A 20925-nucleotide genomic window follows, 5' to 3' on the forward strand; every position below is an offset into this window, starting at 1 on the left:
ACGAAGGCCTGCGTTTCGCCATCCGTGAGGGTGGCCGGACCGTCGGCGCCGGCGTGGTTGCCAAGATCGTCGAGTAGTACCCAATTCCTCGTCACCCTCGGGCCACCGGGTCTGGCCTTCGGCCAGCCCGGTGGTAAACTTCACGACCCGAGGGTCCATGGATGCCCGGATCAAGTCCGGGCATGACGGGAAAAGGAAAGCAGCCCCCGGAGGGAAACCTTCGGGGGCTGTTTGTTTAGGGCAGGTTCAGATCTTGGGCTCGTAGCCCTTGGCCCGCAGGGCTTCCAGGACCCGGTTGACGATCTTGGGCGTGACCTGGATGGCCCAGACCTGACCCAGGGCGGTGGATTGGGCCATCAGCGCGGGCATCTTGTCCATGACCCGGCGCCCGATATCGCTGCCGTAAAAGGCGATCATGGCGTCCAATTCCTCGTCGGTCAGCATGGAGGCATAAACGATCTCCATCTGAGTCAGGTAGGTGGGAAGATTGGCGTCGAATTCGACCTTGGTGGCCGAACTGACCGAGGCAATGACCTCACGTGGAATATGGGGGTTGCGACCCGCCAGACAGCCCAGCAACTGGGGCCATATGGTATCGAACATCTGGGTCGCCATGCGCGCGGCGCCAGTCAGCTGGAACACCTCACGGGCTTTGCTCGTGCGGTCCTCTGCCTGGACTGGAGAAACGACCACCGAGCAAAGAATGAGGGCGGATATCACGGCGAGATTCAGGGGACGCGGCATGGGGATTGCTCCAGTTGAGGCGGCGTGATCTACTTTAGGGTGCAAATATTGCGGGGGCAATGTCGCCAATTGGATGGGTATTTGCAGCCCGAAAATGCGGGGGTGCGACTCTTGTGTCGCGAATCGATTCAAGGTCTTGCCAAGGCCCAGACTCCCCTGTATAAGACCGGCCTTCGGCTTCGGCCTCATTTCCGTAAGAGCGGTTCCGTCACGGCGGGGCGGCTGACTGCGGGAGGCTCTTTGAATTGACTGTTTTCACCGATCGGCGCCCCGACGGGGGCGCCGATCCGATTTGACGGATGACTTGAACATGGAAAGCCAGAACATCCGCATCCGCCTCAAGGCGTTCGACCATCGCGTGCTGGACCAGTCCACCCGCGAGATCGTCAACACCGCCAAGAGGACTGGTGCGCAGGTGCGCGGACCGATCCCGCTTCCCTCGCGGATCGAGAAGTTCACCGTCAACCGTAGCCCGCATATCGACAAGAAGTCGCGCGAGCAGTTCGAAATTCGCACGCATAAGCGTCTGCTGGACATCGTCGATCCGACCCCGCAGACCGTGGACGCGCTGATGAAGCTCGACCTGGCCGCCGGTGTCGACGTCGAGATTAAGCTCTAAGGAACCCTAACGATGCGCTCTGGTCTCATCGCCCAGAAGGTCGGCATGACGAGGATCTTCACCGCGGACGGCACCCATGTGCCCGTCACCGTGCTGAAGGTCGACACCTGTCAGGTGGTCTCGACCCGCTCTGTGGAAAAAGACGGTTATGTGGCCGTCCAGCTTGGTGCCGGTACCGCCAAGGTGAAGAATGTGAGCAAGCCTGCTCGCGCCAACTTCGCCAAGGCCAAGGTCGAGCCCAAGAAGAAGCTTGTCGAGTTCCGTGTGTCCCCCGAGAACGTTCTCGAGGTCGGCGCCGAACTCTCCGCCGCTCATTTCGTTCCCGGCCAGTACGTGGACGTGACCGGCACCACCATCGGCAAGGGTTTCGCCGGTGGAATGAAGCGCTGGAACTTCCGTGGCCTCGAAGCCACGCACGGCGTTTCGGTGTCGCACCGTTCCCACGGCTCCACCGGCCAGCGCCAGGACCCCGGTCGGGTGTTCAAGGGCAAGAAGATGGCCGGTCATCTCGGTGACGAGCAGGTGACCACCCAGAACCTCACCGTGGTCTCCACGGATGAAGATCGCGGCCTGATCCTGGTCAAGGGTTCGGTTCCCGGTCACGAGGGCTCCTGGGTTCTCGTCCGCGACGCGGTGAAGCGCAAGCTGCCCGATGGCGTGCCGTTCCCGGCCGGCATCAAGGCTGCGGCCGCTGGCGAGTAAAGGATAAAAGGCGATGAAGACGAACGTAATCAGCCTGGACAACCAGACCGTCGGCGAGATCGAACTGGCCGATGCCGTGTTCGGTCTGCCGGTGCGCACGGACATCTTGTTCCGCGCGGTGAACTGGCAGCTGGCCAAGCGCCAGTCCGGCACCCACAAGACCAAGGGGATCAGCGAGATCTCCGGCACCACCAAGAAGCCCTTCAACCAGAAGGGTGGCGGTCGCGCCCGTCAGGGTTCGCTGCGCAGCGCGCAGTTCCGTGGCGGCGCCACCATCTTCGGCCCGGTGGTGCGCTCCCATGCCCACGACCTGCCCAAGAAGGTCCGCAAGCTGGCGCTGAAGACCGCCCTGTCGTCCAAGGCCGCCGACGGCAAGCTGATCGTCCTCGATCAGGCTTCCGCCGCCAGCCCGAAGACCAAGGACCTGGTCGCCAAGTTGAGCAAGCTGGGCCTGTCCTCGGTCCTGTTCATCGACGGCACCATCGAGGCGAATTTCGCCCTGGCGTCGCGCAACATCCCGCATGTGGATGTGCTGCCGCAGGTGGGCGCCAACGTCTACGACATCCTGCGTCGCGATACCTTGGTCATCACCAAGGACGCGGTCGCCGCCCTGGAGGCTCGCCTGAAATGAGCAAGCTCGTCATCAGCAAGGAGCGGATGTACGACGTCGTCCGCGCCCCCGTGATCACCGAAAAGGCGACCATGGGCTCCGAGTACCGCCAGGTGACCTTCAAGGTTCCGCTGGACGCGACCAAGCCGGAGATCAAGGCCGCGGTGGAAGGGATTTTCGGGGTGAAGGTCACCGCCGTGAATACCCTGATCGCCAAGGGCAAGGTCAAGCGCTTCCGTGGCCGCATCGGCGTCCGCTCCGACGTCAAGAAGGCGGTCGTTACCCTGGCCGAGGGCCACTCCATCGACGTGACCACGGGAGTCTGACGCCATGGCACTGAAGACTTACAATCCCACCACCCCGGGCCAGCGCCAGCTGGTCCAGGTGGACCGTTCGGAGCTGTGGAAGGGCAAGCCCGAGAAGGCGCTGACCGAAGGTCTGCGCTCCAAGGGCGGCCGCAACAACACCGGTCGTATCACCATGCGCTGGCGTGGTGGCGGGCATAAGCGCCGCTATCGCATCATCGACTTCAAGCGCAACAAGTTTGACGTGGTGGCCACGGTCGAGCGGCTGGAATACGATCCCAACCGCACCGCCTTCATCGCGCTGATCACCTATGCCGACGGCGAGAAGCGCTACATCATCGCGCCGCAGCGTCTGTCGGTCGGCGATCAGGTGGTGGCCGGCGAGAAGGTCGACATCAAGCCGGGCAACGCCATGCCCCTGAAGAACATCCCCGTTGGCACCGTGGTGCACAATGTGGAGCTGAAGGTGGGCAAGGGCGCCCAGCTGGCCCGGTCGGCCGGCACCTACGTCCAGCTGGTGGGCAAGGATCAGGGCTATGCCCAGCTCCGCCTGTCCTCCGGCGAACTGCGCATGGTGCGCGGCGAGTGCATGGCCACCATCGGTGCCGTGTCCAACCCCGACCAGCAGAACGTGTCGCTGGGCAAGGCGGGTCGCTCCGTGTGGCTGGGCCGTCGCCCGTCCGTTCGCGGCGTCGCCATGAACCCCATCGACCATCCGCACGGCGGCGGCGAAGGCCGCACCTCGGGCGGCCGCCACCCGGTCACTCCGTGGGGCAAGCCGACCAAGGGCAAGAAGACTCGTAGCAACAAGAAGACGGACCGGCTGATCATGCGCCGCCGTCAGAGCCAGTAGGAGGAGCGAGATCATGGCTCGTTCCGTATGGAAAGGCCCCTTCCTCGACGGCTATCTGCTGGGAAAGGCCGACAAGGCCCGCGCCAGCGGCCGCAACGAGGTCATCAAGATCTGGTCGCGTCGTTCGACCATTCTGCCGCAGTTCGTCGGACTCACCTTCGGCGTCTACAACGGCCAGAAGTTCATCCCGGTCCTGGTGACCGAGAACATGGTCGGGCACAAGTTCGGTGAATTCTCGCCGACCCGCACGTTCTACGGCCACGCGGTCGACAAGAAGGCGAAGAGGAAGTAGCCATGGGCAAGAAAACCGCAGAGCGGGTTCTGGCGGATACCGAGGCGAAGGCTTTCGCCTCCACCATCCGCACCAGCCCTCGCAAGCTGAACCTGGTGGCCGAGAGCATTCGCGGCCTCAAGGCCGAAGTGGCGCTGAACGCCCTGTTCTTCTCCAAGCGGCGCATCGCCGTCGAGGTGAGGAAGGTGCTGCAGTCCGCTATCGCCAACGCCGAGAACAACCACCAGCTCGACGTCGATCGCCTGTATGTGGCCGAGGCCCATGTGGGCAAGGCCATGGTCATGAAGCGCTTCGCGTCTCGTGCCCGTGGCCGGTCCACCCGCATCGAGAAGCCGTTCAGCAATCTGACCGTCATCGTGCGCGAACGCGCCGAAGCGGCGGAGGAGTAAGCAGATGGGTCAGAAAGTCAATCCGATCGGCCTTCGCGTCGGCATCAACCGCACCTGGGACTCCCGGTGGTTCGCCGACGAGAACTACGCCAAGCTGCTCCACGAGGATCTGAAGCTGCGCAAGTACCTGCGCGAGAAGCTGGCCCAGGCCGGTGTGTCGCGCGTGGTCATCGAGCGTCCGGCCAAGAAGGCCCGCATCACCATTCACACCGCCCGTCCGGGCGTGGTGATCGGTAAGAAGGGCGCCGACATCGAGGTGCTCCGCAAGGAGCTGTCCAAGATGACCGGCGGCGAGGTTCACCTGAACATCGTCGAGATCCGCAAGCCGGAACTGGATGCTCAGTTGGTGGCCGAGTCCATCGCCCAGCAGCTGGAGCGCCGCGTCGCGTTCCGCCGCGCCATGAAGCGCGCGGTGCAGTCGGCCATGCGTCTGGGCGCCCAGGGCATCCGGATCAACTGCTCCGGCCGTCTCGGCGGCGCCGAAATCGCCCGCATGGAGTGGTACCGCGAAGGCCGCGTGCCGCTGCACACGCTGCGCGCCGACGTGGATTACGGTGTGGGCACCGCCAAGACCACCTATGGCACTTGCGGCGTCAAGGTTTGGGTGTTCAAGGGCGAGATTCTCGCCCATGACCCCATGGCCCAGGACAAGCGCGCGGCGGGTGAGACCACCCCTGCGGGCCGCTGATAGAAGGGTTTGAGAGATGCTTTCGCCCAAGCGTACTAAATACCGCAAGGCCCACAAGGGCCGGATCAAGGGTGTGACCAAGGGTGGTTCGGCCTTGAATTTCGGCGCCTACGGCCTGAAGGCCCTGGAGCCCGAGCGGATTACCGCCCGCCAGATCGAGGCCGCCCGTCGTGCCCTGACCCGTCACATGAAGCGTCAGGGCCGCGTCTGGATCCGGATTTTCCCGGACCTGCCGGTCTCCAGCAAGCCCGCCGAAGTCCGCATGGGCTCGGGCAAGGGCACGCCGGAATTCTGGGTGGCCCGCGTGGCTCCCGGCCGCATCCTGTTCGAAGTGGACGGCGTCCCGGAAGAGATCGCGCGCCACGGTTTTGCTCTGGCCGCCGCCAAGCTGCCGATCAAGACCAAGTTCATCACCCGCATCGGGGAGATCTGAGCCATGGCGACCAAGGCTGCCGATCTGCGCCAGAAGACTCCGGACCAGCTCAAGGAGCGGGTCGTGGAGCTCAAGAAGGAGCAGTTCAACCTTCGCTTCCAGCGGGCCTCCGGCCAGTTGGAGAACACCGCCCGCGTGCGTGCCGTGCGCCGCGAGATCGCGACCATCAAGACCCTGCTTGGCGAACGCGCCAAGAGCGCGTCCTAAGGAGAGGCGAGAGACATGCCGAAGCGCATTCTTCAGGGTGTGGTCACGAGCGACAAGATGGACAAGACCGTGGTGGTCCGCGTCGAGCGGCGCGTGATGCACCCGATCTACAAGAAGTTCATCCGTCGGTCCAAGAAGTACCACGCCCACGACGAGAACAACGTGTTCAAGACCGGCGACACCATCCGCATCCGCGAATGCCGCCCGCTCTCGAAGACCAAGACCTGGGAAGTCATCGTCGAGCCCCAGGCTTGACGACGGCCACTCTGGAATAAGGAAGGCACATCATGATCCAGATGCAAACCAACCTGGACGTCGCCGATAATTCGGGAGCCCGCCGGGTGCAGTGCATCAAGGTGCTGGGCGGTTCGCACCGTACCATCGCCACGGTTGGCGACGTTATCGTCGTCTCCATCAAGGAAGCGATCCCGCGCGGCCGCGTGAAGAAGGGTGACGTGCATCGCGCCGTCATCGTTCGCACCGCCAAGGAAATCCGTCGTCCCGACGGTTCGGCGATCCGCTTCGACACCAATGCCGCCGTGCTGATCAACAAGCAGGGCGAACCCATCGGCACCCGTATCTTCGGGCCGGTTACCCGTGAACTTCGCGGTAAGAAGTTCATGAAGATCATCTCTTTGGCGCCGGAGGTCCTCTAAATGGCCACCATGAACGTGAAGAAGGGTGATCGGGTCGTCGTGCTCGCCGGTAAGGACAAGGGCAAGAAGGGCGAAGTCATCTCCGCCAGCCCGAAGGAGCAGCGTGTGATCGTCCAGGGCGTGAACCTGGTCAAGCGTCACACCCGCGCCTCCGCCACCAGCCAAGGCGGCATCGTGGAGAAGGAGGCGTCGATCCACGTCTCCAACGTCGCCCACGAAGACCCCAAGGACGGTAAGCCGACCCGCATCGGTCACAAGATCCTCGAAGACGGCCGCAAGGTGCGCATCGCGCGCCGCTCCGGCGAAGTCATCGACCGGTAACGGGAAAGGATAAGCACGATGGCACGCTTGCGTAAGCACTACGAGACGGTCGTGAAGCCGGCCCTGCAGCAGGAGTTCAACTACAAGAACCCCATGCAGGTTCCGAAGCTGGAAAAGATCGTCATCAACATGGGCGTCGGTGAAGCCGCCCAGGATGCCAAGAAGATCGAGTCGGCCCTGGCCGAGTTGACCCTGATCGCCGGCCAGAAGCCGGTGGTGACCAAGGCCAAGACCTCCATCGCCCAGTTCAAGCTGCGCGAAGGCCAGGTCGTGGGCTGCAAGGTCACCCTGCGGGCCGACCGGATGTACGAGTTCCTCGACCGTCTGATCAACATCGCCCTCCCCCGCGTCCGCGACTTCCGCGGTGTTCCGGGCAAGAGCTTCGATGGCCGCGGCAACTATGCCCTGGGCCTGAAGGAGCAGCTGATTTTCCCGGAAATCGACTACGACAAGGTCGAGACCCAGCGGGGCATGGACATCATCTTCGTCACGACTGCCGAGACCAATGCGGAAGCCAAGGCGCTTCTCAAGGGTTTCGACATGCCGTTCGTGGCTTGAGTGGAGTTAGTAGGCAATGGCTAAGATCAGCTCCGTCGAGCGCAACAAGAAGCGCGAGCGCATGTCGAAGGAATTCGCCAGCCGCCGCGCCAAGCTGAAGGCGATCGCCACCGATCGCGAGGCGAGCCCCGAGGAACGCTTCGAGGCGTCCTTGAAGCTGGCGCAGGTTCCGCGCAATTCGTCCAAGACCCGCATCCGTCTGCGTTGCGAAGTCACGGGCCGTTCGCGCGGTAACTACCGCAAGTTCAAACTGTGCCGGAACAAGCTCCGCGAGCTCGCCTCGCAGGGTCAGATTCCCGGCATGACCAAGTCCAGCTGGTAAGGAGGGCTCAGTCAATGTCCATGACCGATCCCGTCGGCGATATGCTCACCCGCATCCGCAACGGCCAGCGTGCGAACAAGTCGACCGTCAAGTCGCCTGCTTCGTCGCTGCGCGCCAACGTCCTCGAAGTGCTCAAGCGCGAAGGCTATATTCGCGGCTACGAACGCGTCGATGTGCGTCCGGGCGTCGCCGAGCTCTCCATCGAGCTCAAGTATCATGAGGGCCAGCCGGTGATCCGGGAGATTTCGCGCGTGTCCACTCCGGGCCGTCGCGTCTACTCCAAGATCGCCGACCTTCGCCGCGTCGCCAACGGGTTGGGGATCACCATCCTCTCCACCCCGCGGGGCGTGATGTCCGACACTGAGGCTCGCGCCCAGAACGTCGGCGGCGAAGTCCTCTGCGAAGTGTTCTAAGGGAGGACTCTCACATGTCGCGAGTCGGCAAATATCCGGTCTCGGTGCCTTCGGGGGTCTCCGTTCAGATTTCCGGGTCCGATATCACCGTCAAGGGCAAGCTGGGCGAATCGACGCTCACCGCCCGGGACAATGTCGAGGTCACCCTCGACGGCAACCTGCTGTGGGTGAAGCCCAAGAGCGAAACCAAGGACGCCCGCATGATGTGGGGCACCACCCGTGCCCTGCTGAACAACATGGTCAAGGGTGTCTCCGACGGCTTCACCGTCAATCTCGAGATCAACGGCGTCGGCTATCGTGCCGCCGTCGAAGGCAAGGTGCTGAAGCTCCAGCTCGGCTATTCGCACGATATCGAATATCCGATCCCGGACGACATCACCATGAAGTGCGAAAAGCCCACCGCCATTTCCATCTTCGGCCGCGACAAGCGCCAGGTGGGGCAGATCGCCGCCGAGATCCGCGCCTTCCGTGGTCCCGAGCCCTACAAGGGCAAGGGTATCAAATATGAAACCGAGACCATCCTCCGCAAGGAAGGTAAGAAGAAGTAAGGGGCACCGCCATGATGACGCCGAAAGCACTATTCGAGCGCCGCAAGCGGCGCGCCCGCCAGAGCATCAAGGCCAAGGCTCACGGTCGCGTGCGCCTGTCGGTCTTCCGCTCGGGCAAGAACATCTACGTCCAGGTTATCGACGACAGCAATGGCGTCACCCTGGCCGCCGCCTCGACGCTCGACAAGGAGCTGAAGGGCACTTTGAAGACCGGCGCCGACAAGGCGGCTGCGGCCGCCGTCGGCAAGCTGATCGCCGAGCGGGCCAAAGCGGCCGGCATCACCGAGGTGGTGTTCGACCGTGGCGGTTACATCTATCACGGCCGGGTCAAGGCCCTGGCCGACGCGGCCCGCGAAGGCGGCCTGTCTTTCTGAGGATGATGAGCAATGGCACGTACTCCTTCCACTAGTGACCGGCCCGAACGGGGCCGCGGCGGCGAGCGCGGAGAGCGCAGTGATCGCGGCCGTGGTCGCAACGCCGAGCAGACTCCCCGCGAGCGCGAGGAATCCGAGTTCGTCGACAAGCTGGTCCACATCAACCGCGTCGCCAAGGTGGTGAAGGGTGGCCGTCGGTTCGCCTTCGCCGCCCTGGTCGTGGTCGGTGACGCCAAGGGCCGCGTCGGCTACGGATCGGGCAAGGCCCGTGAAGTTCCGGAAGCCATCCGCAAGGCCACCGAACAGGCCAAGCGCAACATGGTGAAGATCGCCCTTCGCGAGGGTCGCACCCTGCATCACGACGCTTTCGGCCGCTTCGGCGCCGGTCGCGTGGTTCTGCGGGCGGCTCCCGCCGGTACCGGCATCATCGCGGGCGGCCCCATGCGCGCCGTCTTCGAAACCATGGGCGTGCAGGACGTCGTGGCCAAGTGCCTCGGCACCTCCAACCCGCACAACATGATCAAGGCGACCTTCGCCGCTCTGGTCAACCTGGCGTCTCCGCGCTCGGTTGCCGCCAAGCGGGGCAAGAAGGTCGGCGAGATCATCGGCCGTCGTGACGGAGCCGCCGCCGCGGCTGCCGCCGGCGCTTGAGGAGGGTTCCAGCAATGGCCGCCAAGAAGACCACCGCCGAAAAGTCCACCGTCACGGTGACCCAGATCGGCAGCCCCATCGGCCGTCCGGCCGACCAGCGCGCCACCCTGGTGGGGCTGGGGCTGAACAAGCTGCATCGTTCCCGTACCCTGGAGGATACTCCGGCCGTGCGTGGCATGATCGCCAAGGTCGCCCATCTGGTGAAGGTGGAAGGCTAGGATTTCCGCCCGGCCGGGAGCCCCGTGCTTCCGGCCGTCCGGATTTTGAGGACGAAAAGACATGAAGCTCAACGAACTTCGCGACAACGACGGCGCCCGCTACAAGGCCAAGCGCGTCGGCCGCGGCATCGGCTCCGGCAAGGGCAAGACCTCCGGTTCCGGCGTCAAGGGCCAGAGCTCGCGCACCGGCGTGGCCATCAACGGCTTCGAAGGCGGCCAGATGCCCATCTACCGCCGTCTGCCCAAGCGCGGCTTCCACGTGCCCTTCCCCAAGGAGTTCTCCGAGATCAATCTCGGTCGTCTCCAGAAGGCCATCGACGAGAAGCGCATCGACGCCTCCAAGCCGATCAACGCCGAACTGCTGCAGGCCGCTGGCCTGATCGGCAAGATCTATGACGGCGTGCGTCTGCTGGCCCGTGGCGAGCTGTCGGCCAAGATCACCATCGAGGTGGCGGGTGCGTCCGCCGCCGCCGTGGCCGCGGTCGAGAAGGCCGGTGGCTCGGTGACGGTGATCCAGCCCAAGGCCGCCCCGGCCGCCGAGGGCTGAGACCCTTCCGGCTCCCTTCGGGGGACCGCAGGCGTCGAAGCATGAAGAGAAAATGACCCGGACACTTGATCCGGGTCATTTGATCAGGTCAGGACCTGTGGCGTGGTTGCGCTTCGCCCCATGGGGTGGTAGTCCTCCGCAAGCCGCCACTGAAACCCGGAGTAAGGCATGGCCTCCGCTGCCGAGCAGCTCGCCTCGAACATGAACTTTGGCGTCCTCGCCAAGGCGACTGAACTCAAGAAGCGACTTTGGTTCACCCTTGGGGCGCTGGTGATCTATCGCCTGGGCACCTGGATTCCGCTGCCTGGCGTCGATCCCCAGGTGCTGGGCGACCTGTTCAAGCAAAGCGGTGGCGGCATGCTCGGCATGTTCGACATGCTGGCTGGCGGCGCGCTGGGTCGCATGACCATCTTCGCGCTCAACATCATGCCCTATATCTCGGCCTCCATTATCCTCCAGCTGATGACCTCGGTCATTCCCTCGCTGGAAGCGGTGAAGAAGGAAGGCGAGTCCGGGCGCAAGAAGATCAATCAGTACACCCGCTATCTGACGGTGTGTATCGCCATCCTGCAGGCCTACGGCATCGCCGTGGGGCTGGAAAGCATGACCAGTTCACGCGGCGGCGCCGTGATGATGGAAAACCACATGCTGTTCCGCTTCACCGCCGTGGTGACCCTGACCGGTGGTACCCTGTTCCTGATGTGGTTGGGCGAGCAGATCACGGCGCGCGGCATTGGCCAGGGCACATCCTTGATCATCATGGCGGGTATCGTCGCCGAACTGCCCTCGGCCATCAAGAATACGCTGGAACTGGGTCGTACCGGCGCGCTGCCCTATTTCATCATCCTCGGCATCATCATCATGTCGGTGGTGGTGATCGGCTGCATCGTGTATCTGGAACGCGCCCAGCGCCGTATCATCGTCCAGTACCCCAAGCGCCAGGTCGGCAACAAGATGTTCGGCGGCGAATCGTCGCATCTGCCCCTGAAGGTCAACACCTCGGGTGTGATCCCGCCGATCTTCGCCAGCTCGATCCTGCTGATGCCGGTGACCATCGCCCAGTTCGCCTCGGCCGGTGGGCCGGAATGGCTGGCGGGCTTTGCCGCCATCATGGGCCGTGGCCAGCCGCTCTACATCGCACTGTATCTGGCACTGATCGTGTTCTTCGCCTTCTTCTATACGGCTGTGGTGTTCAATCCGGTGGATACCGCCGAGAACCTGAAGAAGTATGGCGGCTTCATTCCCGGCATCCGTCCCGGCAAGAATACCGCGGATTATCTGGACTATGTCCTGACCCGCCTGACCGTGGTCGGTGCCGCCTATCTGTCGGTTCTGTCGGTGCTGCCGGAAATCCTGATTTCCAAGTGGTCGGTGCCGTTCTATTTCGGCGGTACCAGCCTGCTGATCGTGGTGACCGTCACCATGGATACGGTGTCGCAGATCCAGTCGCATCTCCTGGCGCATCAATACGAGGGGCTCATCAAGAAGTCCCGGCTCAGGGGACGGCGTTAAAGACAAGGCAATAAAAGGGGAAGTCCGATGAATCTCGTTCTGTTGGGGCCGCCTGGCGGCGGCAAGGGAACCCAGGCCAAGCGTCTTCAGGACAAGTATGGTCTGGTCCAGTTGTCTACCGGTGACATGTTGCGCGCCGCCGTGGCTTCCGGCTCCGAGGTGGGCAAGAAGGCCAAGGCCGTGATGGATGCCGGACAGCTGGTCTCCGACGAGATCGTCATCGCCATCATCGACGAGCGCCTGGACCAGCCCGATGTGGCCAAGGGCGCCATCTTCGACGGCTTCCCCCGCACCGTGGCCCAGGCCGAGGCGCTGGACGCCATGATGACCCGCAAGGGCAAGAAGCTGGATTTCGCCATCGAGATCCGGGTTCCGGACGCCTATATCGTCGAGCGCATCACCGGCCGCTATACCTGCGGCAAGTGTGGCGCCGGCTATCACGAAAAGTTCCAGCAGCCCAAGCTCGCCGGTAAGTGCGACGCCTGCGGCGGCACCGAATTCGTCCGTCGTCCCGACGACAACGCCGAAACCGTCAACAAGCGGCTCGAGGCCTATCACGCCCAGACCGCTCCCCTGCTGCCTTACTACGAGGCCAAGGGCGCCTTCAAGGTGGTGGACGGGACCATGGACATCGCCGACGTCACCCGCGAACTCGAGAAAATCCTCGATTCGGTCCGCTGACACGGTGTTGTAAGAAAGGTAGGGTGAAACGGTTGACTCTCGACCGAATCACCCTATAATCCCGCACCTTCGGTTTCCCCGGTCAAGGGAGAGGCCTGGAGTGGTGTTTTTTGCTAACGGCTCCGGGCGCTTCCGGGCGCGGACTTTTTTGGTGAAGGAGTAACCAGCTTTGGCTCGTATCGCTGGCGTCAATATTCCGACGAACAAGCGCGTGATGATCGCGCTGACCTATATCCACGGCATCGGCCGGGCGAAGGCTGCCGAAATCACCGGCAAGCTGGGCATTCCCGCCGAGCGTCGCGTCAATCAGTTGACCGACGACGAAGTGTTGAAGATTCGCGAAATGATCGACCGTGACTATCAGGTCGAGGGTGATCTGCGCCGCTCCGTCGCCATGAACATCAAGCGTCTGATGGATCTGGGCTGCTATCGCGGTCTGCGCCATCGTCGCGGCCTGCCGGTGCGCGGCCAGCGGACCCACACCAATGCCCGTACCCGCAAGGGTCCGGCGAAGCCGATTGCCGGCAAGAAGAAAGTTACCAAGTAAGGAACACCTCAGATGGCTAAGCCTGCTGCTGCCGCGCGTCCTCGTCGCCGCGAGCGCAAGAACATCACCTCGGGCGTGGCGCATGTGAATGCCACGTTCAACAACACCATGATCACCATCACCGATGCCCAGGGCAATACCATCTCCTGGTCGTCGGCGGGCATGCAGGGCTTCAAGGGCTCGCGCAAGTCGACCCCCTATGCCGCCCAGGTGGCGGCCGAGGATGCCGGGCGCAAGGCGTCCGAGCACGGCATGCGGACCCTGGAGGTCGAGGTGAAGGGGCCCGGCGCCGGTCGTGAGTCGGCGCTGCGCGCGCTGCAGGCCGTCGGGTTCCAGATCACGTCCATCCGCGACGTCACGCCGATCCCGCACAACGGGTGTCGGCCGCGCAAGCGTCGTCGGGTCTGATCCCTTTTCGTGGGATACGGGTCGGCCGCCGGCCTCCTCGATCAAGGGGAGGTTCGGCGGCACGGCCGTTTCTCCAATGTCATTCGTTCCTAGCATGAGGTCACACCCGTGATTCAGAAGAACTGGCAGGAACTGATTAAGCCCAGCAAGCTCAATGTCGAGCCCGGGGCCGATCCGCAGCGCATTGCCACCGCTGTCGCCGAACCGCTGGAGCGCGGCTTCGGCATGACCCTCGGCAATTCCCTCCGTCGGGTTCTGCTGTCCTCGCTTCAGGGGGCGGCGGTCACCGCCATCCAGATCGAGGGTGTGCTGCATGAATTCTCCTCCATCCCGGGCGTGCGGGAAGATGTCACCGACATCATCCTGAACATCAAGACCCTGGGCCTGCGCATGCATGGCGAGGGCCCGAAGCGCATGCAGCTTCGCGCCATCGGTCCCGGCGAAGTCACCGCCGGCCTGATCGAGGTCGGTCACGACATCGAGATCATGGACCCCGACCTGGTGCTGTGCACCCTGGACGAGGGCGCCAAGCTGAACATCGAGTTCACGGTGGAAACCGGCAAGGGCTATGTGCCCGCGTCGCAGAACCGCCCCGAGGATTCGCCCATCGGCCTGATCCCCATCGACGCCATCTTCTCGCCGGTCCGCAAGGTCGCGTACAAGGTCGAGAACACCCGCGTCGGCCAGGTCACCGACTACGACAAGCTGTCCATGTCCATCGAGACCAATGGCGCCGTCACCCCCGACGATGCCCTGGCCTTGGCGGCGCGCATCCTGCAGGACCAGTTGCAGCTGTTCATCAACTTCGAGGAACCGACCAGCGTGGTCGAGGAAGAGAAGAAGGATGAACTGCCCTTCAACAAGAACCTGCTGCGCAAGGTGGACGAGCTGGAACTGTCGGTCCGTTCGGCCAACTGCCTGAAGAACGACAACATCATCTATATCGGCGATCTGGTCCAGAAGACCGAGGCCGAGATGCTCCGCACTCCCAATTTCGGCCGCAAGTCGCTGAACGAGATCAAGGAAGTGTTGGCGCAGATGGGGCTCCATCTCGGCATGGAAATCCCCAACTGGCCGCCGGAGAACATCGAGGAACTGGCCAAGAAGCTCGAAGAGCCCTACTGAGCCGTTTCAAGCCAAGACCCACCCCCGGATAAGATCCGGGGGTGACGGTTTGGGAAAGTTGTTTCGGACCATTCCGGTCCATCCGCGCCGTTCTCCCTCATTCAGGGTGGCGGATGCGGCAGCGCCATCGGTCCCGCGCCGCGCGGGCCAAGCGACGAGGAGAGTATCGAAATGCGTCATGGTATGTCCGGCCGCAAGCTGAACCGCGACAAGTCCGCCCGTAAGGCCCTGTTCGTCAGCCTGGCCAATGCGCTGCTGAAGCATGAGCAGATCAAGACCACCCTGCCCAAGGCCAAGGACCTGCGTCCCATCGCCGAGAAGTTGATCACCCTGGGCAAGCGCGGCGACCTGCACGCCCGTCGCCAGGCTTTCGCTTTCCTGCGCGACGACAAGGTGGTGGCCAAGCTGTTCGCCGTCATCGGCCCGCGCTACCAGGCCCGCAATGGCGGCTATTGCCGCGTGCTGAAGGCCGGTTTCCGTTACGGCGACTGCGCCCCCATGGCTTTCATCGAGCTGGTCGATCGCGACGTCGCCGCGAAGGGTCTGGATTCCGGCCCCACCGCCGAGAAGACCGCTGACTCCGACGAATAAGCCGGTTTGGATTTCAGACGAGAAGGGCCGCCCCAAGGGCGGCCCTTTTTCGTTGTCACGCCCGGTTCAGGCGGTGATGTCCAGCGTGGAGCCGCGTGACGACTGATTGGCTTGCTCCCCGGTGCTGCCATAGGTCTGTTGCACCAGCTTCCGTCCGGCCTCCAGGCTCTTGCCCAGCGCCTTGGCCAAGACCAAGCCGCTTTCATCGATATATGGCGTGGGTTTGCCCACCGCCCGGGCAATTGCTCCGGTTTCCGGAGGCGAAGTTCCACCGACGCGCCGGGAATAGGCGACGGGATCGGTGTATCCAGACGGGATCGGTTCGATGGTCATGGCGGTCCGTGAAGCGGACATCAATTTTGCCATTATGCCCTAAGTCGAGCATGAATTCACCCCTGGATTGACGACCTCGGCCCGACTTTACCCGGCCTTAACCGATGGTGGACTATGCTGCACCATCCGTGGTCTATGCAGCGCATGGGGCATGGTGCTATCATCGTGTAAGAATGTGCGTCGTGTGTTCGGCGCCTCGCAAGGACGAAGCAACAGAATCGGTTGCGTCAGGGAACCATTAGAAAGAGGTTCGCGTCATGGTCAACATCATTAATCCCAGCGTCTCGGCCGCCATGGGCGCCTCCAGCCTGATGCGCAGCTCGTCCTCCTCGTCATCGAGCAGCTTGTTCGACAGTATTTCCGGGACGAGGCAACGCAGTTCCGCCACGGCACTTTTCAACGCATTGGGGGGCGGCAACGGCCAGACCAGCATTGAGACCATTCTGAATAAGCAGAAGGTGGATAGTGCGCGGAACTCCATGTACTACAACGCCGCTGAACGGATCGGCTATATCCAGGAAGGCAAGCTCGAGCCCACCTCGGATTGGGAAAAGATCGTCGGCTATGCCATGAACAAGGGCCAGCCCACCGTCGTCTTCATCGACGAGCAGGGGCAGATGCAGGCGCAACTGCAGACCGAGGCCGATCTCAGCAAATACAATTCCGGCCAGGTCCGCGCCCTGCTCGAGACCATGGTTGCCGTCGACGAAATGGCCCAGAAGATCAAGGCCAACGAAACCAATCAGGAATGGTTGGACAATCTGGCCGGTGCTGGCACTGACCTGTCCCTGGTTGCCAATTATGTGATTTCACCCCAGACCACGACGCCCAACAACTGGGAACAGCAGGGCGTGCTGTATCTGAGCAACGGCCAGCCCTTCAAGATTTCCCTTGATGCCGAGGGCAAGCTGCAGGTTACCGATCAGATGTTCGACCCGGGGCTGCTGGACCTGCCCGACAGCCAGCGCGGTCGCCTGATGGATGCCATCGGCAGCATTACAGCCACCATCCAGGCAGGAACCCAGTCCGAGGAATGGGAACTGGCCGCCGCCAATTACGCCGCCGCCAAGACTCCCTATTATCTCGAAATGGATATGAACCAGGTCAGCATGGTGCCTGATACCTATAATGGCGATGGCTCGGTCGCGACCTACAGGATGGAACAGGGGAAGATCGTCGCCAAGGAAAGCACGGCAGAGAATATCACGCCGGAATTCCTGAAGACGCCGCCATACACCGATATCGGCGACAGTACCGAGCTGCTGAAGCAGGTCGCCGAACTGATCAAGGACAAGAAGCCCTATTTCCTGGATATTGATCCCACCGGCGCGGTGGTGGTCAAGGAAATCAATGCCCAAAGCCTGATCAAGTACAACACCCCGGTGGAGCGTAAGCTCGACGCCTTGGGGGTTGGTTCGGTGCTGTCGCTGTTCGCGTGAAGAAAGGGGTGTACCGGCGGGCCGCGGGTCTGTAGCTTGCCGGGCATGAGCGACGTTCAGAATCTTACCGTATTGGCCGAGGAGGCCGAACTCCGCCTGGACCGATGGTTCCGGCGGCACTTTCCCGCCATCGGCCATGGCCTGCTGGAAAAATGGCTGCGAGCAGGTAATGTCCGGGTGGACGGCAAGCGCGCCAAATCCAATCAGCGGCTGGAGTCTGGCCAAATCATCCGGGTGCCGCCGCTGCCCACATCGCCGCCTCCCGATGCCGCGCCCAAACCGGTGGTGGTGGATGAGAAGACCGCCCGCATGCTGCATGATGCCGTCCTGTACAAGGACGACGACGTCATCGCCCTGAACAAGCCGCCGGGCCTCGCGGTCCAGGGCGGAACAGGCATGGACGACCACCACTTGGACGCCATGCTGGACGTGTTGCGCTTCGGTTCGGCGGAACGGCCGAAGCTGGTGCATCGCCTCGACAAGGACACATCGGGCGTGCTGCTGCTGGGCCGGACTGCCGCGGCCACCGCCAAGCTGGCCGCCGCCTTCAAGAGCCGGGCGGCGCGCAAATGCTATTGGTCGCTGGTGGTGGGGCTGCCGTCGCACCGCCAAGGCCGCATCGATGCGCCACTGTCCAAGCTGGGTGGCAAGGGGGCCGAGAAGGTCGCGGTGGACGAGGAGGACGGCAAGCATGCCGTCACCTATTTCCGGGTGGTGGATAACGCCCTGAAACGGGCCTCGTGGCTGGAGATGGAGCCGCGCACAGGCCGGACCCACCAGTTGCGCGCCCATTGCGTCCTGCTGGGCACCCCGATCCTGGGCGATGGCAAATATGGTGGCAAGACGGCCCTGATCGAAGGGACCGGTGTTTCGCGCAAGCTGCACTTGCATGCCCGCGCCGTGCGGCTGCCCCATCCCCGTACCGGAAAGCTGTTGGAAGTGATTGCGCCATTGCCGGGGCATATCAAGGCCAGCTTCGATTTCTTCGGCTTTTCCGAGGGTGATGCCGGGCGTCCGTTCGAGGCCTTCGAGGAAGAGTGACATCCGCCGGGTATCGACCCGGTTGGTTGATAGGCGCCTATGCTGTATCCTGACCAAAGACAGCCAATCGGAGCCCCATGAAGCGGATGCGCCTTGCCGTCTTTGACGTGGACGGCACCCTTGTGGACAGTCAGCACAATATCGTCTCCGCCATGACCGAGGCGTGGAGCAGCCTGAATCTGGGCATTCCGCGCCCCGATCAGGTCCGGCGCATTATTGGATTGTCGCTGGTGGAGGCATGCAGCGTCCTGCTGCCCTGGGCTTCGCCCGCCACCCACCGCGCCATGGCCGATGCCTATAAGCAGGCCTTTCGGGCAATGCGCCTGTTGCCGGATTCCATGGAGCCACTGTTTCCCGGTGTGCGAGAGGCCCTGGACGCGCTGGAGGCCGAAGGCTGGCTGCTCGGGCTGGCCACCGGCAAATCCAGGCGCGGCGTGGAGTCGCTGTTGGATGGTCATGAACTGCATGGTCGCTTCATCACCATCCAGACCGCCGACGACAATCCCAGCAAGCCCAATCCCGCCATGCTGATCCGGGCAGCGGCCGATTGCGGCGTCGATGCCGGCGACATTGTCATGATCGGCGATACGGCCTATGACATGGCCATGGCCGCTGCCGCCCGCACTGGGGCCGTGGGGGTTTCGTGGGGGTACCATTCCCTCGACGAATTGAACAAGGCCGGGGCGCAGGTCGTGCTGGACAGCTTCGACAATATCACCGAAGTCCTCGATGCCCTCACCGGAGGGCCAGGATGAAAATTTCAACCCTGCTGAAGATCCTCACCGTCGCCGGATTGGTGGTGGTGGTGGCGTTGATCGCCGCGTCCAAATCCCTGGACAGTACGCGCTACCAGGCCTATCTCGCCGATCGGGTTCGGGCGGCCACGGGCCTGGAACTCAGCTTCTCGGGGCCGACCAAAATCAAGTTGGGACTGGCGCCCCAGGTCAGCTTCACGGGCCTGACCCTGGCGACCAAGCCCAATGGTCCGGCCCTGCTCTATGTGGACCGGGTCGAAGCCCGGGTGGCGCTGCTGCCGCTCTTGCTGCGCCGCATCCAGGTAGAACGCCTTGCCTTGTTGCGTCCGGTGATGAAGCTGGGACCGCTGCCCCGGCCCCAGGCCGCGCTGGACCTCTCCGATGGCGCCGACAAGGCGCCCGCCACCGCCTTTGCCATCACCGACCTGGTGGTGGAAGACGGGGTTGTGCTGTGGCGTGATCCCCAAAGCGTGTCGGAGTCCAGCCTCAGGCTCGGCCATGGTCGCATCCAGGCGGAAGGCGGGGCGGGGGGGGCGCTCAGCCTGCAACTGGATGGCCGCCATGATGGCGCTGATTTCCAGGTAACGGGGGTCATTGGCGCCGCCGCCGGACTGATGTCCGGCAAGCCCTATCCGCTTCAGCTCAAAGGCACGGTCAGCGGCGTGGTGGTGGTGGCGCGGGGGCAGGTGGCCGACCCCTGGGCGGGCAAGGGCATTGATCTCGAACTTCGTGCCCAGGGCGACGAACTGGCCGATCTGGCCAAGCGCCTGGGAGTGGTCGGCAACGAGCACCCCTTGGGGCCCATCGGACCCTACAAGGTTTCGGCCCGCCTGACCGATGCCGGTCTGGCCGAGATCGAGGCGGTGTTGGGCAAGCGCGACAATCTGCTGGTGACGTTGAAGGGCGCGGTGCGTCATCCCCTGGCCCTGGTCGGTCTCGATCTGGCGGTATCGGCCGAGGCCGACAGTCTTGCCGGGCTCAGTCGGTTGATGGCGGTGGATATTCCCAATGGCGGCCCGCTGAAGTTGGCGGCCCGCCTCAATGACATCGACGATGGCTGGCGTCTGACCGGCATCAAGAGCAGTCTGGGCAGGAGCGACTTCGCCGGAGAGTTGGCCCTGGTGAAGGGGGTGCGCCCGCGTCTGGTCGGTCGGCTGGCCGCCAATGCGTTCTTCCCTGGCGATCTCAGTTTTCCCCAGGGGCACAATGGCGAGACCTTGCCATCGGCGCCACAGCGCCCCGCCATTCCGGTTCAGGATGACCGCATCCTGTCCGTCGAGGCATTGCCGCTGGATTGGTTGAAATCCGTGGATATGACCCTGTCCCTGACCGCGACCCGGCTGCATCTGGGCTCGGCGGTGTTGGGCGATGCCGCGGGCGAGGTCAGCCTGTCGGCGAGCAAGCTGGTGGTGGACTCCCTCGCTGCCAAGCTGGGGGAGGGCACTCTGAAAGGGGACGGCCGGATCGATCTGTCCGGGCGCCTGCCGTTCATGGCGCTGCGTCTGAGCGGGACCGGCCTTGATCTTTCCCGCCTGGGCGGGGAGGGGGGGCTGGAGAACGGTCGGGGGGAGATCAGTCTTGATCTCAAGGCCTCGGGAGCCAGCCGCCGTGCCTTGGCCTCCAGCCTGGACGGGGGGCTGAGCCTGACCGCCACGGATGTCAGCATTGCCCCGGCGCGGGGGCCGCTGCCCGATATTCTGGCGGCGCTCGACCCCACGGCTCCGGCGGCGGATCGGACCCGTTTGCGCTGTGTCGCTCTGAAAGCCATCGCCAAGGCGGGGCAGATCAGCCTGGATCGCGGCTTGCGCCTGGAATCCAATCGTATCGCCATGGTGGGGGGCGGGGGGCTGGATCTGCGGTCGGAATCCCTGGATATGGGATTCGTGGCCAAGGGCGGTGCCTGGACCCGACTGCGCGGCTTTTTGGGAGCGCCCAAGGTGGCGGCCGAAGGTGGCGCGGTCCGCCTGTCCGGCGATGGCCCCGGCTGCCGCAGCGAGGCCAAGCCGCGCCGCTGACCCTTCCCTGCCAAGAAAGAGAGTCCTT

34 protein-coding genes are annotated in these 20925 nt (G+C 63.6%); 32 read left to right on the forward strand and 2 right to left on the reverse strand.

Annotated features, from left to right (window positions below):
- Nucleotides 1–77: EF-Tu C-terminal domain-related protein (locus A6A04_RS21510; RefSeq protein ID WP_211104280.1), on the forward strand; the 77-nt coding region annotated here is incomplete at its 5' end.
- A 169-nt stretch (nucleotides 78–246) separates the two neighbouring features.
- Here A6A04_RS21510 and A6A04_RS02990 read toward each other — a convergent pair.
- Nucleotides 247–744: a DUF2059 domain-containing protein gene (locus A6A04_RS02990; protein WP_068489784.1), complete on the reverse strand. Its 498-nt coding sequence runs from the start codon at nucleotides 742–744 to the stop codon at nucleotides 247–249.
- A 310-nt stretch (nucleotides 745–1054) separates the two neighbouring features.
- Between A6A04_RS02990 and rpsJ the strand changes: the two genes are divergently transcribed.
- From rpsJ to rplQ, 27 genes are all read left to right on the forward strand, one after another.
- On the forward strand, nucleotides 1055–1363 hold the full coding sequence (gene rpsJ / locus A6A04_RS02995; RefSeq protein WP_002725423.1) for a 30S ribosomal protein S10: 309 nt from the start codon (nucleotides 1055–1057) through the stop codon (nucleotides 1361–1363).
- A 12-nt stretch (nucleotides 1364–1375) separates the two neighbouring features.
- Entirely contained in the window at nucleotides 1376–2065 is a 690-nt protein-coding gene (gene rplC / locus A6A04_RS03000) for a 50S ribosomal protein L3 (protein ID WP_068489787.1), read from the forward strand.
- 13 nt (nucleotides 2066–2078) lie between these two features.
- Nucleotides 2079–2696 (forward strand): 50S ribosomal protein L4, encoded by a 618-nt coding sequence (gene rplD / locus A6A04_RS03005; RefSeq protein ID WP_068489788.1) that lies wholly within the window; start codon nucleotides 2079–2081, stop codon nucleotides 2694–2696.
- Complete coding sequence (locus A6A04_RS03010; protein WP_068489790.1) at nucleotides 2693–3001, forward strand: 50S ribosomal protein L23; 309 nt, start codon at nucleotides 2693–2695, stop codon at nucleotides 2999–3001. The genes rplD and A6A04_RS03010 overlap by 4 nt, the downstream gene beginning before the upstream one ends.
- A gap of 4 nt (nucleotides 3002–3005) precedes the next feature.
- The gene (rplB, locus tag A6A04_RS03015) at nucleotides 3006–3833 is read left to right on the forward strand and encodes a 50S ribosomal protein L2 (protein ID WP_068489792.1); all 828 of its coding nucleotides are present in this window, start codon (nucleotides 3006–3008) and stop codon (nucleotides 3831–3833) included.
- Nucleotides 3834–3846: 13 nt separating this feature from the next.
- Complete coding sequence (rpsS, locus tag A6A04_RS03020) at nucleotides 3847–4125, forward strand: 30S ribosomal protein S19 (protein WP_068489794.1); 279 nt, start codon at nucleotides 3847–3849, stop codon at nucleotides 4123–4125.
- Nucleotides 4126–4127: 2 nt separating this feature from the next.
- Nucleotides 4128–4514, forward strand: a complete 387-nt coding sequence (gene rplV, locus A6A04_RS03025; RefSeq protein WP_068489795.1) for a 50S ribosomal protein L22 — start codon at nucleotides 4128–4130, stop codon at nucleotides 4512–4514.
- A 4-nt stretch (nucleotides 4515–4518) separates the two neighbouring features.
- Nucleotides 4519–5202 (forward strand): 30S ribosomal protein S3, encoded by a 684-nt coding sequence (gene rpsC / locus A6A04_RS03030; protein WP_068489797.1) that lies wholly within the window; start codon nucleotides 4519–4521, stop codon nucleotides 5200–5202.
- A gap of 16 nt (nucleotides 5203–5218) precedes the next feature.
- Complete coding sequence (rplP, locus tag A6A04_RS03035) at nucleotides 5219–5635, forward strand: 50S ribosomal protein L16 (RefSeq protein WP_068489798.1); 417 nt, start codon at nucleotides 5219–5221, stop codon at nucleotides 5633–5635.
- 3 nt (nucleotides 5636–5638) lie between these two features.
- Nucleotides 5639–5842, forward strand: a complete 204-nt coding sequence (gene rpmC, locus A6A04_RS03040) for a 50S ribosomal protein L29 (RefSeq protein WP_068489800.1) — start codon at nucleotides 5639–5641, stop codon at nucleotides 5840–5842.
- 15 nt (nucleotides 5843–5857) lie between these two features.
- Entirely contained in the window at nucleotides 5858–6097 is a 240-nt protein-coding gene (gene rpsQ / locus A6A04_RS03045) for a 30S ribosomal protein S17 (RefSeq protein WP_068489802.1), read from the forward strand.
- A gap of 32 nt (nucleotides 6098–6129) precedes the next feature.
- On the forward strand, nucleotides 6130–6498 hold the full coding sequence (gene rplN, locus A6A04_RS03050; protein WP_068489803.1) for a 50S ribosomal protein L14: 369 nt from the start codon (nucleotides 6130–6132) through the stop codon (nucleotides 6496–6498).
- The gene (gene rplX, locus A6A04_RS03055; RefSeq protein ID WP_068489804.1) at nucleotides 6499–6819 is read left to right on the forward strand and encodes a 50S ribosomal protein L24; all 321 of its coding nucleotides are present in this window, start codon (nucleotides 6499–6501) and stop codon (nucleotides 6817–6819) included.
- An 18-nt stretch (nucleotides 6820–6837) separates the two neighbouring features.
- Nucleotides 6838–7377, forward strand: a complete 540-nt coding sequence (gene rplE / locus A6A04_RS03060; protein WP_068489805.1) for a 50S ribosomal protein L5 — start codon at nucleotides 6838–6840, stop codon at nucleotides 7375–7377.
- 16 nt (nucleotides 7378–7393) lie between these two features.
- On the forward strand, nucleotides 7394–7699 hold the full coding sequence (rpsN, locus tag A6A04_RS03065; RefSeq protein ID WP_068489807.1) for a 30S ribosomal protein S14: 306 nt from the start codon (nucleotides 7394–7396) through the stop codon (nucleotides 7697–7699).
- A 14-nt stretch (nucleotides 7700–7713) separates the two neighbouring features.
- Nucleotides 7714–8112, forward strand: a complete 399-nt coding sequence (rpsH, locus tag A6A04_RS03070) for a 30S ribosomal protein S8 (protein WP_068489809.1) — start codon at nucleotides 7714–7716, stop codon at nucleotides 8110–8112.
- Nucleotides 8113–8126: 14 nt separating this feature from the next.
- On the forward strand, nucleotides 8127–8660 hold the full coding sequence (gene rplF / locus A6A04_RS03075; protein WP_068489810.1) for a 50S ribosomal protein L6: 534 nt from the start codon (nucleotides 8127–8129) through the stop codon (nucleotides 8658–8660).
- Between the two features lie 11 nt (nucleotides 8661–8671).
- On the forward strand, nucleotides 8672–9034 hold the full coding sequence (gene rplR, locus A6A04_RS03080; protein WP_068489812.1) for a 50S ribosomal protein L18: 363 nt from the start codon (nucleotides 8672–8674) through the stop codon (nucleotides 9032–9034).
- 12 nt (nucleotides 9035–9046) lie between these two features.
- Nucleotides 9047–9685 carry a 30S ribosomal protein S5 gene (gene rpsE, locus A6A04_RS03085; protein ID WP_082914654.1) on the forward strand — a complete coding sequence of 213 codons (639 nt, stop codon included), beginning with the start codon at nucleotides 9047–9049 and terminating at the stop codon, nucleotides 9683–9685.
- A gap of 14 nt (nucleotides 9686–9699) precedes the next feature.
- Nucleotides 9700–9903, forward strand: a complete 204-nt coding sequence (gene rpmD, locus A6A04_RS03090; protein WP_068489814.1) for a 50S ribosomal protein L30 — start codon at nucleotides 9700–9702, stop codon at nucleotides 9901–9903.
- Nucleotides 9904–9964: 61 nt separating this feature from the next.
- Nucleotides 9965–10450, forward strand: a complete 486-nt coding sequence (gene rplO / locus A6A04_RS03095) for a 50S ribosomal protein L15 (protein WP_068489816.1) — start codon at nucleotides 9965–9967, stop codon at nucleotides 10448–10450.
- A 168-nt stretch (nucleotides 10451–10618) separates the two neighbouring features.
- Nucleotides 10619–11962 (forward strand): preprotein translocase subunit SecY, encoded by a 1344-nt coding sequence (gene secY, locus A6A04_RS03100; protein WP_068489818.1) that lies wholly within the window; start codon nucleotides 10619–10621, stop codon nucleotides 11960–11962.
- Nucleotides 11963–11989: 27 nt separating this feature from the next.
- On the forward strand, nucleotides 11990–12643 hold the full coding sequence (locus A6A04_RS03105) for an adenylate kinase (protein WP_068489820.1): 654 nt from the start codon (nucleotides 11990–11992) through the stop codon (nucleotides 12641–12643).
- Between the two features lie 169 nt (nucleotides 12644–12812).
- Nucleotides 12813–13190: a 30S ribosomal protein S13 gene (gene rpsM, locus A6A04_RS03110; RefSeq protein WP_068489822.1), complete on the forward strand. Its 378-nt coding sequence runs from the start codon at nucleotides 12813–12815 to the stop codon at nucleotides 13188–13190.
- A gap of 12 nt (nucleotides 13191–13202) precedes the next feature.
- Nucleotides 13203–13598 (forward strand): 30S ribosomal protein S11, encoded by a 396-nt coding sequence (rpsK, locus tag A6A04_RS03115; protein ID WP_002725469.1) that lies wholly within the window; start codon nucleotides 13203–13205, stop codon nucleotides 13596–13598.
- Nucleotides 13599–13706: 108 nt separating this feature from the next.
- Nucleotides 13707–14723, forward strand: a complete 1017-nt coding sequence (locus A6A04_RS03120) for a DNA-directed RNA polymerase subunit alpha (protein WP_068489823.1) — start codon at nucleotides 13707–13709, stop codon at nucleotides 14721–14723.
- 171 nt (nucleotides 14724–14894) lie between these two features.
- Nucleotides 14895–15314 carry a 50S ribosomal protein L17 gene (gene rplQ, locus A6A04_RS03125; protein WP_068489825.1) on the forward strand — a complete coding sequence of 140 codons (420 nt, stop codon included), beginning with the start codon at nucleotides 14895–14897 and terminating at the stop codon, nucleotides 15312–15314.
- A gap of 66 nt (nucleotides 15315–15380) precedes the next feature.
- Here rplQ and A6A04_RS03130 read toward each other — a convergent pair whose 3' ends face one another.
- Nucleotides 15381–15668 (reverse strand): hypothetical protein, encoded by a 288-nt coding sequence (locus A6A04_RS03130; protein ID WP_156612442.1) that lies wholly within the window; start codon nucleotides 15666–15668, stop codon nucleotides 15381–15383.
- Between the two features lie 236 nt (nucleotides 15669–15904).
- Between A6A04_RS03130 and A6A04_RS03140 the strand changes: the two genes are divergently transcribed.
- From A6A04_RS03140 to A6A04_RS03155, 4 genes are all read left to right on the forward strand, one after another.
- Nucleotides 15905–17086: a hypothetical protein gene (locus tag A6A04_RS03140; RefSeq protein ID WP_156612443.1), complete on the forward strand. Its 1182-nt coding sequence runs from the start codon at nucleotides 15905–15907 to the stop codon at nucleotides 17084–17086.
- A gap of 45 nt (nucleotides 17087–17131) precedes the next feature.
- Nucleotides 17132–18127 carry an RluA family pseudouridine synthase gene (locus A6A04_RS03145; RefSeq protein ID WP_068489833.1) on the forward strand — a complete coding sequence of 332 codons (996 nt, stop codon included), beginning with the start codon at nucleotides 17132–17134 and terminating at the stop codon, nucleotides 18125–18127.
- A 77-nt stretch (nucleotides 18128–18204) separates the two neighbouring features.
- Nucleotides 18205–18882, forward strand: a complete 678-nt coding sequence (locus tag A6A04_RS03150; protein ID WP_068489834.1) for an HAD family hydrolase — start codon at nucleotides 18205–18207, stop codon at nucleotides 18880–18882.
- On the forward strand, nucleotides 18879–20897 hold the full coding sequence (locus A6A04_RS03155; protein ID WP_068489836.1) for an AsmA family protein: 2019 nt from the start codon (nucleotides 18879–18881) through the stop codon (nucleotides 20895–20897). Before A6A04_RS03150 ends, A6A04_RS03155 begins: the two co-directional genes overlap by 4 nt.
- The last annotated feature ends 28 nt before the right edge of the window (nucleotides 20898–20925 follow it).

It is taken from the genome of Paramagnetospirillum marisnigri, assembly GCF_001650715.1.
Taxonomy (GTDB): Bacteria; Pseudomonadota; Alphaproteobacteria; order Rhodospirillales; family Magnetospirillaceae; genus Phaeospirillum; species Phaeospirillum marisnigri.

Excerpts from the sequence above, each read along its gene's own strand:
- rpsQ (WP_068489802.1), top strand. The coding sequence starts at position 5,858 with ATGCCGAAGCGCATTCTTCAGGGTGTGGTCACGAGCGACAAGATGGAC.
- rpsC (WP_068489797.1), top strand. The coding sequence starts at position 4,519 with ATGGGTCAGAAAGTCAATCCGATCGGCCTTCGCGTCGGCATCAACCGC.
- rplP (WP_068489798.1), top strand. The coding sequence starts at position 5,219 with ATGCTTTCGCCCAAGCGTACTAAATACCGCAAGGCCCACAAGGGCCGG.
- A6A04_RS03010 (WP_068489790.1), top strand. The coding sequence starts at position 2,693 with ATGAGCAAGCTCGTCATCAGCAAGGAGCGGATGTACGACGTCGTCCGC.
- rplR (WP_068489812.1), top strand. The coding sequence starts at position 8,672 with ATGATGACGCCGAAAGCACTATTCGAGCGCCGCAAGCGGCGCGCCCGC.
- rplV (WP_068489795.1), top strand. The coding sequence starts at position 4,128 with ATGGGCAAGAAAACCGCAGAGCGGGTTCTGGCGGATACCGAGGCGAAG.
- rplQ (WP_068489825.1), top strand. The coding sequence starts at position 14,895 with ATGCGTCATGGTATGTCCGGCCGCAAGCTGAACCGCGACAAGTCCGCC.
- rplN (WP_068489803.1), top strand. The coding sequence starts at position 6,130 with ATGATCCAGATGCAAACCAACCTGGACGTCGCCGATAATTCGGGAGCC.
- rplX (WP_068489804.1), top strand. The coding sequence starts at position 6,499 with ATGGCCACCATGAACGTGAAGAAGGGTGATCGGGTCGTCGTGCTCGCC.
- secY (WP_068489818.1), top strand. The coding sequence starts at position 10,619 with ATGGCCTCCGCTGCCGAGCAGCTCGCCTCGAACATGAACTTTGGCGTC.
- rplE (WP_068489805.1), top strand. The coding sequence starts at position 6,838 with ATGGCACGCTTGCGTAAGCACTACGAGACGGTCGTGAAGCCGGCCCTG.
- rplD (WP_068489788.1), top strand. The coding sequence starts at position 2,079 with ATGAAGACGAACGTAATCAGCCTGGACAACCAGACCGTCGGCGAGATC.
- rplF (WP_068489810.1), top strand. The coding sequence starts at position 8,127 with ATGTCGCGAGTCGGCAAATATCCGGTCTCGGTGCCTTCGGGGGTCTCC.
- rpmC (WP_068489800.1), top strand. The coding sequence starts at position 5,639 with ATGGCGACCAAGGCTGCCGATCTGCGCCAGAAGACTCCGGACCAGCTC.
- rpsN (WP_068489807.1), top strand. The coding sequence starts at position 7,394 with ATGGCTAAGATCAGCTCCGTCGAGCGCAACAAGAAGCGCGAGCGCATG.
- A6A04_RS03140 (WP_156612443.1), top strand. The coding sequence starts at position 15,905 with ATGGTCAACATCATTAATCCCAGCGTCTCGGCCGCCATGGGCGCCTCC.
- A6A04_RS03155 (WP_068489836.1), top strand. The coding sequence starts at position 18,879 with ATGAAAATTTCAACCCTGCTGAAGATCCTCACCGTCGCCGGATTGGTG.
- A6A04_RS03105 (WP_068489820.1), top strand. The coding sequence starts at position 11,990 with ATGAATCTCGTTCTGTTGGGGCCGCCTGGCGGCGGCAAGGGAACCCAG.
- rpsK (WP_002725469.1), top strand. The coding sequence starts at position 13,203 with ATGGCTAAGCCTGCTGCTGCCGCGCGTCCTCGTCGCCGCGAGCGCAAG.
- A6A04_RS02990 (WP_068489784.1), bottom strand. The coding sequence starts at position 744 with ATGCCGCGTCCCCTGAATCTCGCCGTGATATCCGCCCTCATTCTTTGC.
- rpsE (WP_082914654.1), top strand. The coding sequence starts at position 9,047 with ATGGCACGTACTCCTTCCACTAGTGACCGGCCCGAACGGGGCCGCGGC.
- rpsH (WP_068489809.1), top strand. The coding sequence starts at position 7,714 with ATGTCCATGACCGATCCCGTCGGCGATATGCTCACCCGCATCCGCAAC.
- A6A04_RS03130 (WP_156612442.1), bottom strand. The coding sequence starts at position 15,668 with ATGTCCGCTTCACGGACCGCCATGACCATCGAACCGATCCCGTCTGGA.
- rplC (WP_068489787.1), top strand. The coding sequence starts at position 1,376 with ATGCGCTCTGGTCTCATCGCCCAGAAGGTCGGCATGACGAGGATCTTC.
- rplB (WP_068489792.1), top strand. The coding sequence starts at position 3,006 with ATGGCACTGAAGACTTACAATCCCACCACCCCGGGCCAGCGCCAGCTG.
- A6A04_RS03150 (WP_068489834.1), top strand. The coding sequence starts at position 18,205 with ATGAAGCGGATGCGCCTTGCCGTCTTTGACGTGGACGGCACCCTTGTG.
- rpsJ (WP_002725423.1), top strand. The coding sequence starts at position 1,055 with ATGGAAAGCCAGAACATCCGCATCCGCCTCAAGGCGTTCGACCATCGC.
- rpmD (WP_068489814.1), top strand. The coding sequence starts at position 9,700 with ATGGCCGCCAAGAAGACCACCGCCGAAAAGTCCACCGTCACGGTGACC.
- A6A04_RS03145 (WP_068489833.1), top strand. The coding sequence starts at position 17,132 with ATGAGCGACGTTCAGAATCTTACCGTATTGGCCGAGGAGGCCGAACTC.
- rplO (WP_068489816.1), top strand. The coding sequence starts at position 9,965 with ATGAAGCTCAACGAACTTCGCGACAACGACGGCGCCCGCTACAAGGCC.
- rpsS (WP_068489794.1), top strand. The coding sequence starts at position 3,847 with ATGGCTCGTTCCGTATGGAAAGGCCCCTTCCTCGACGGCTATCTGCTG.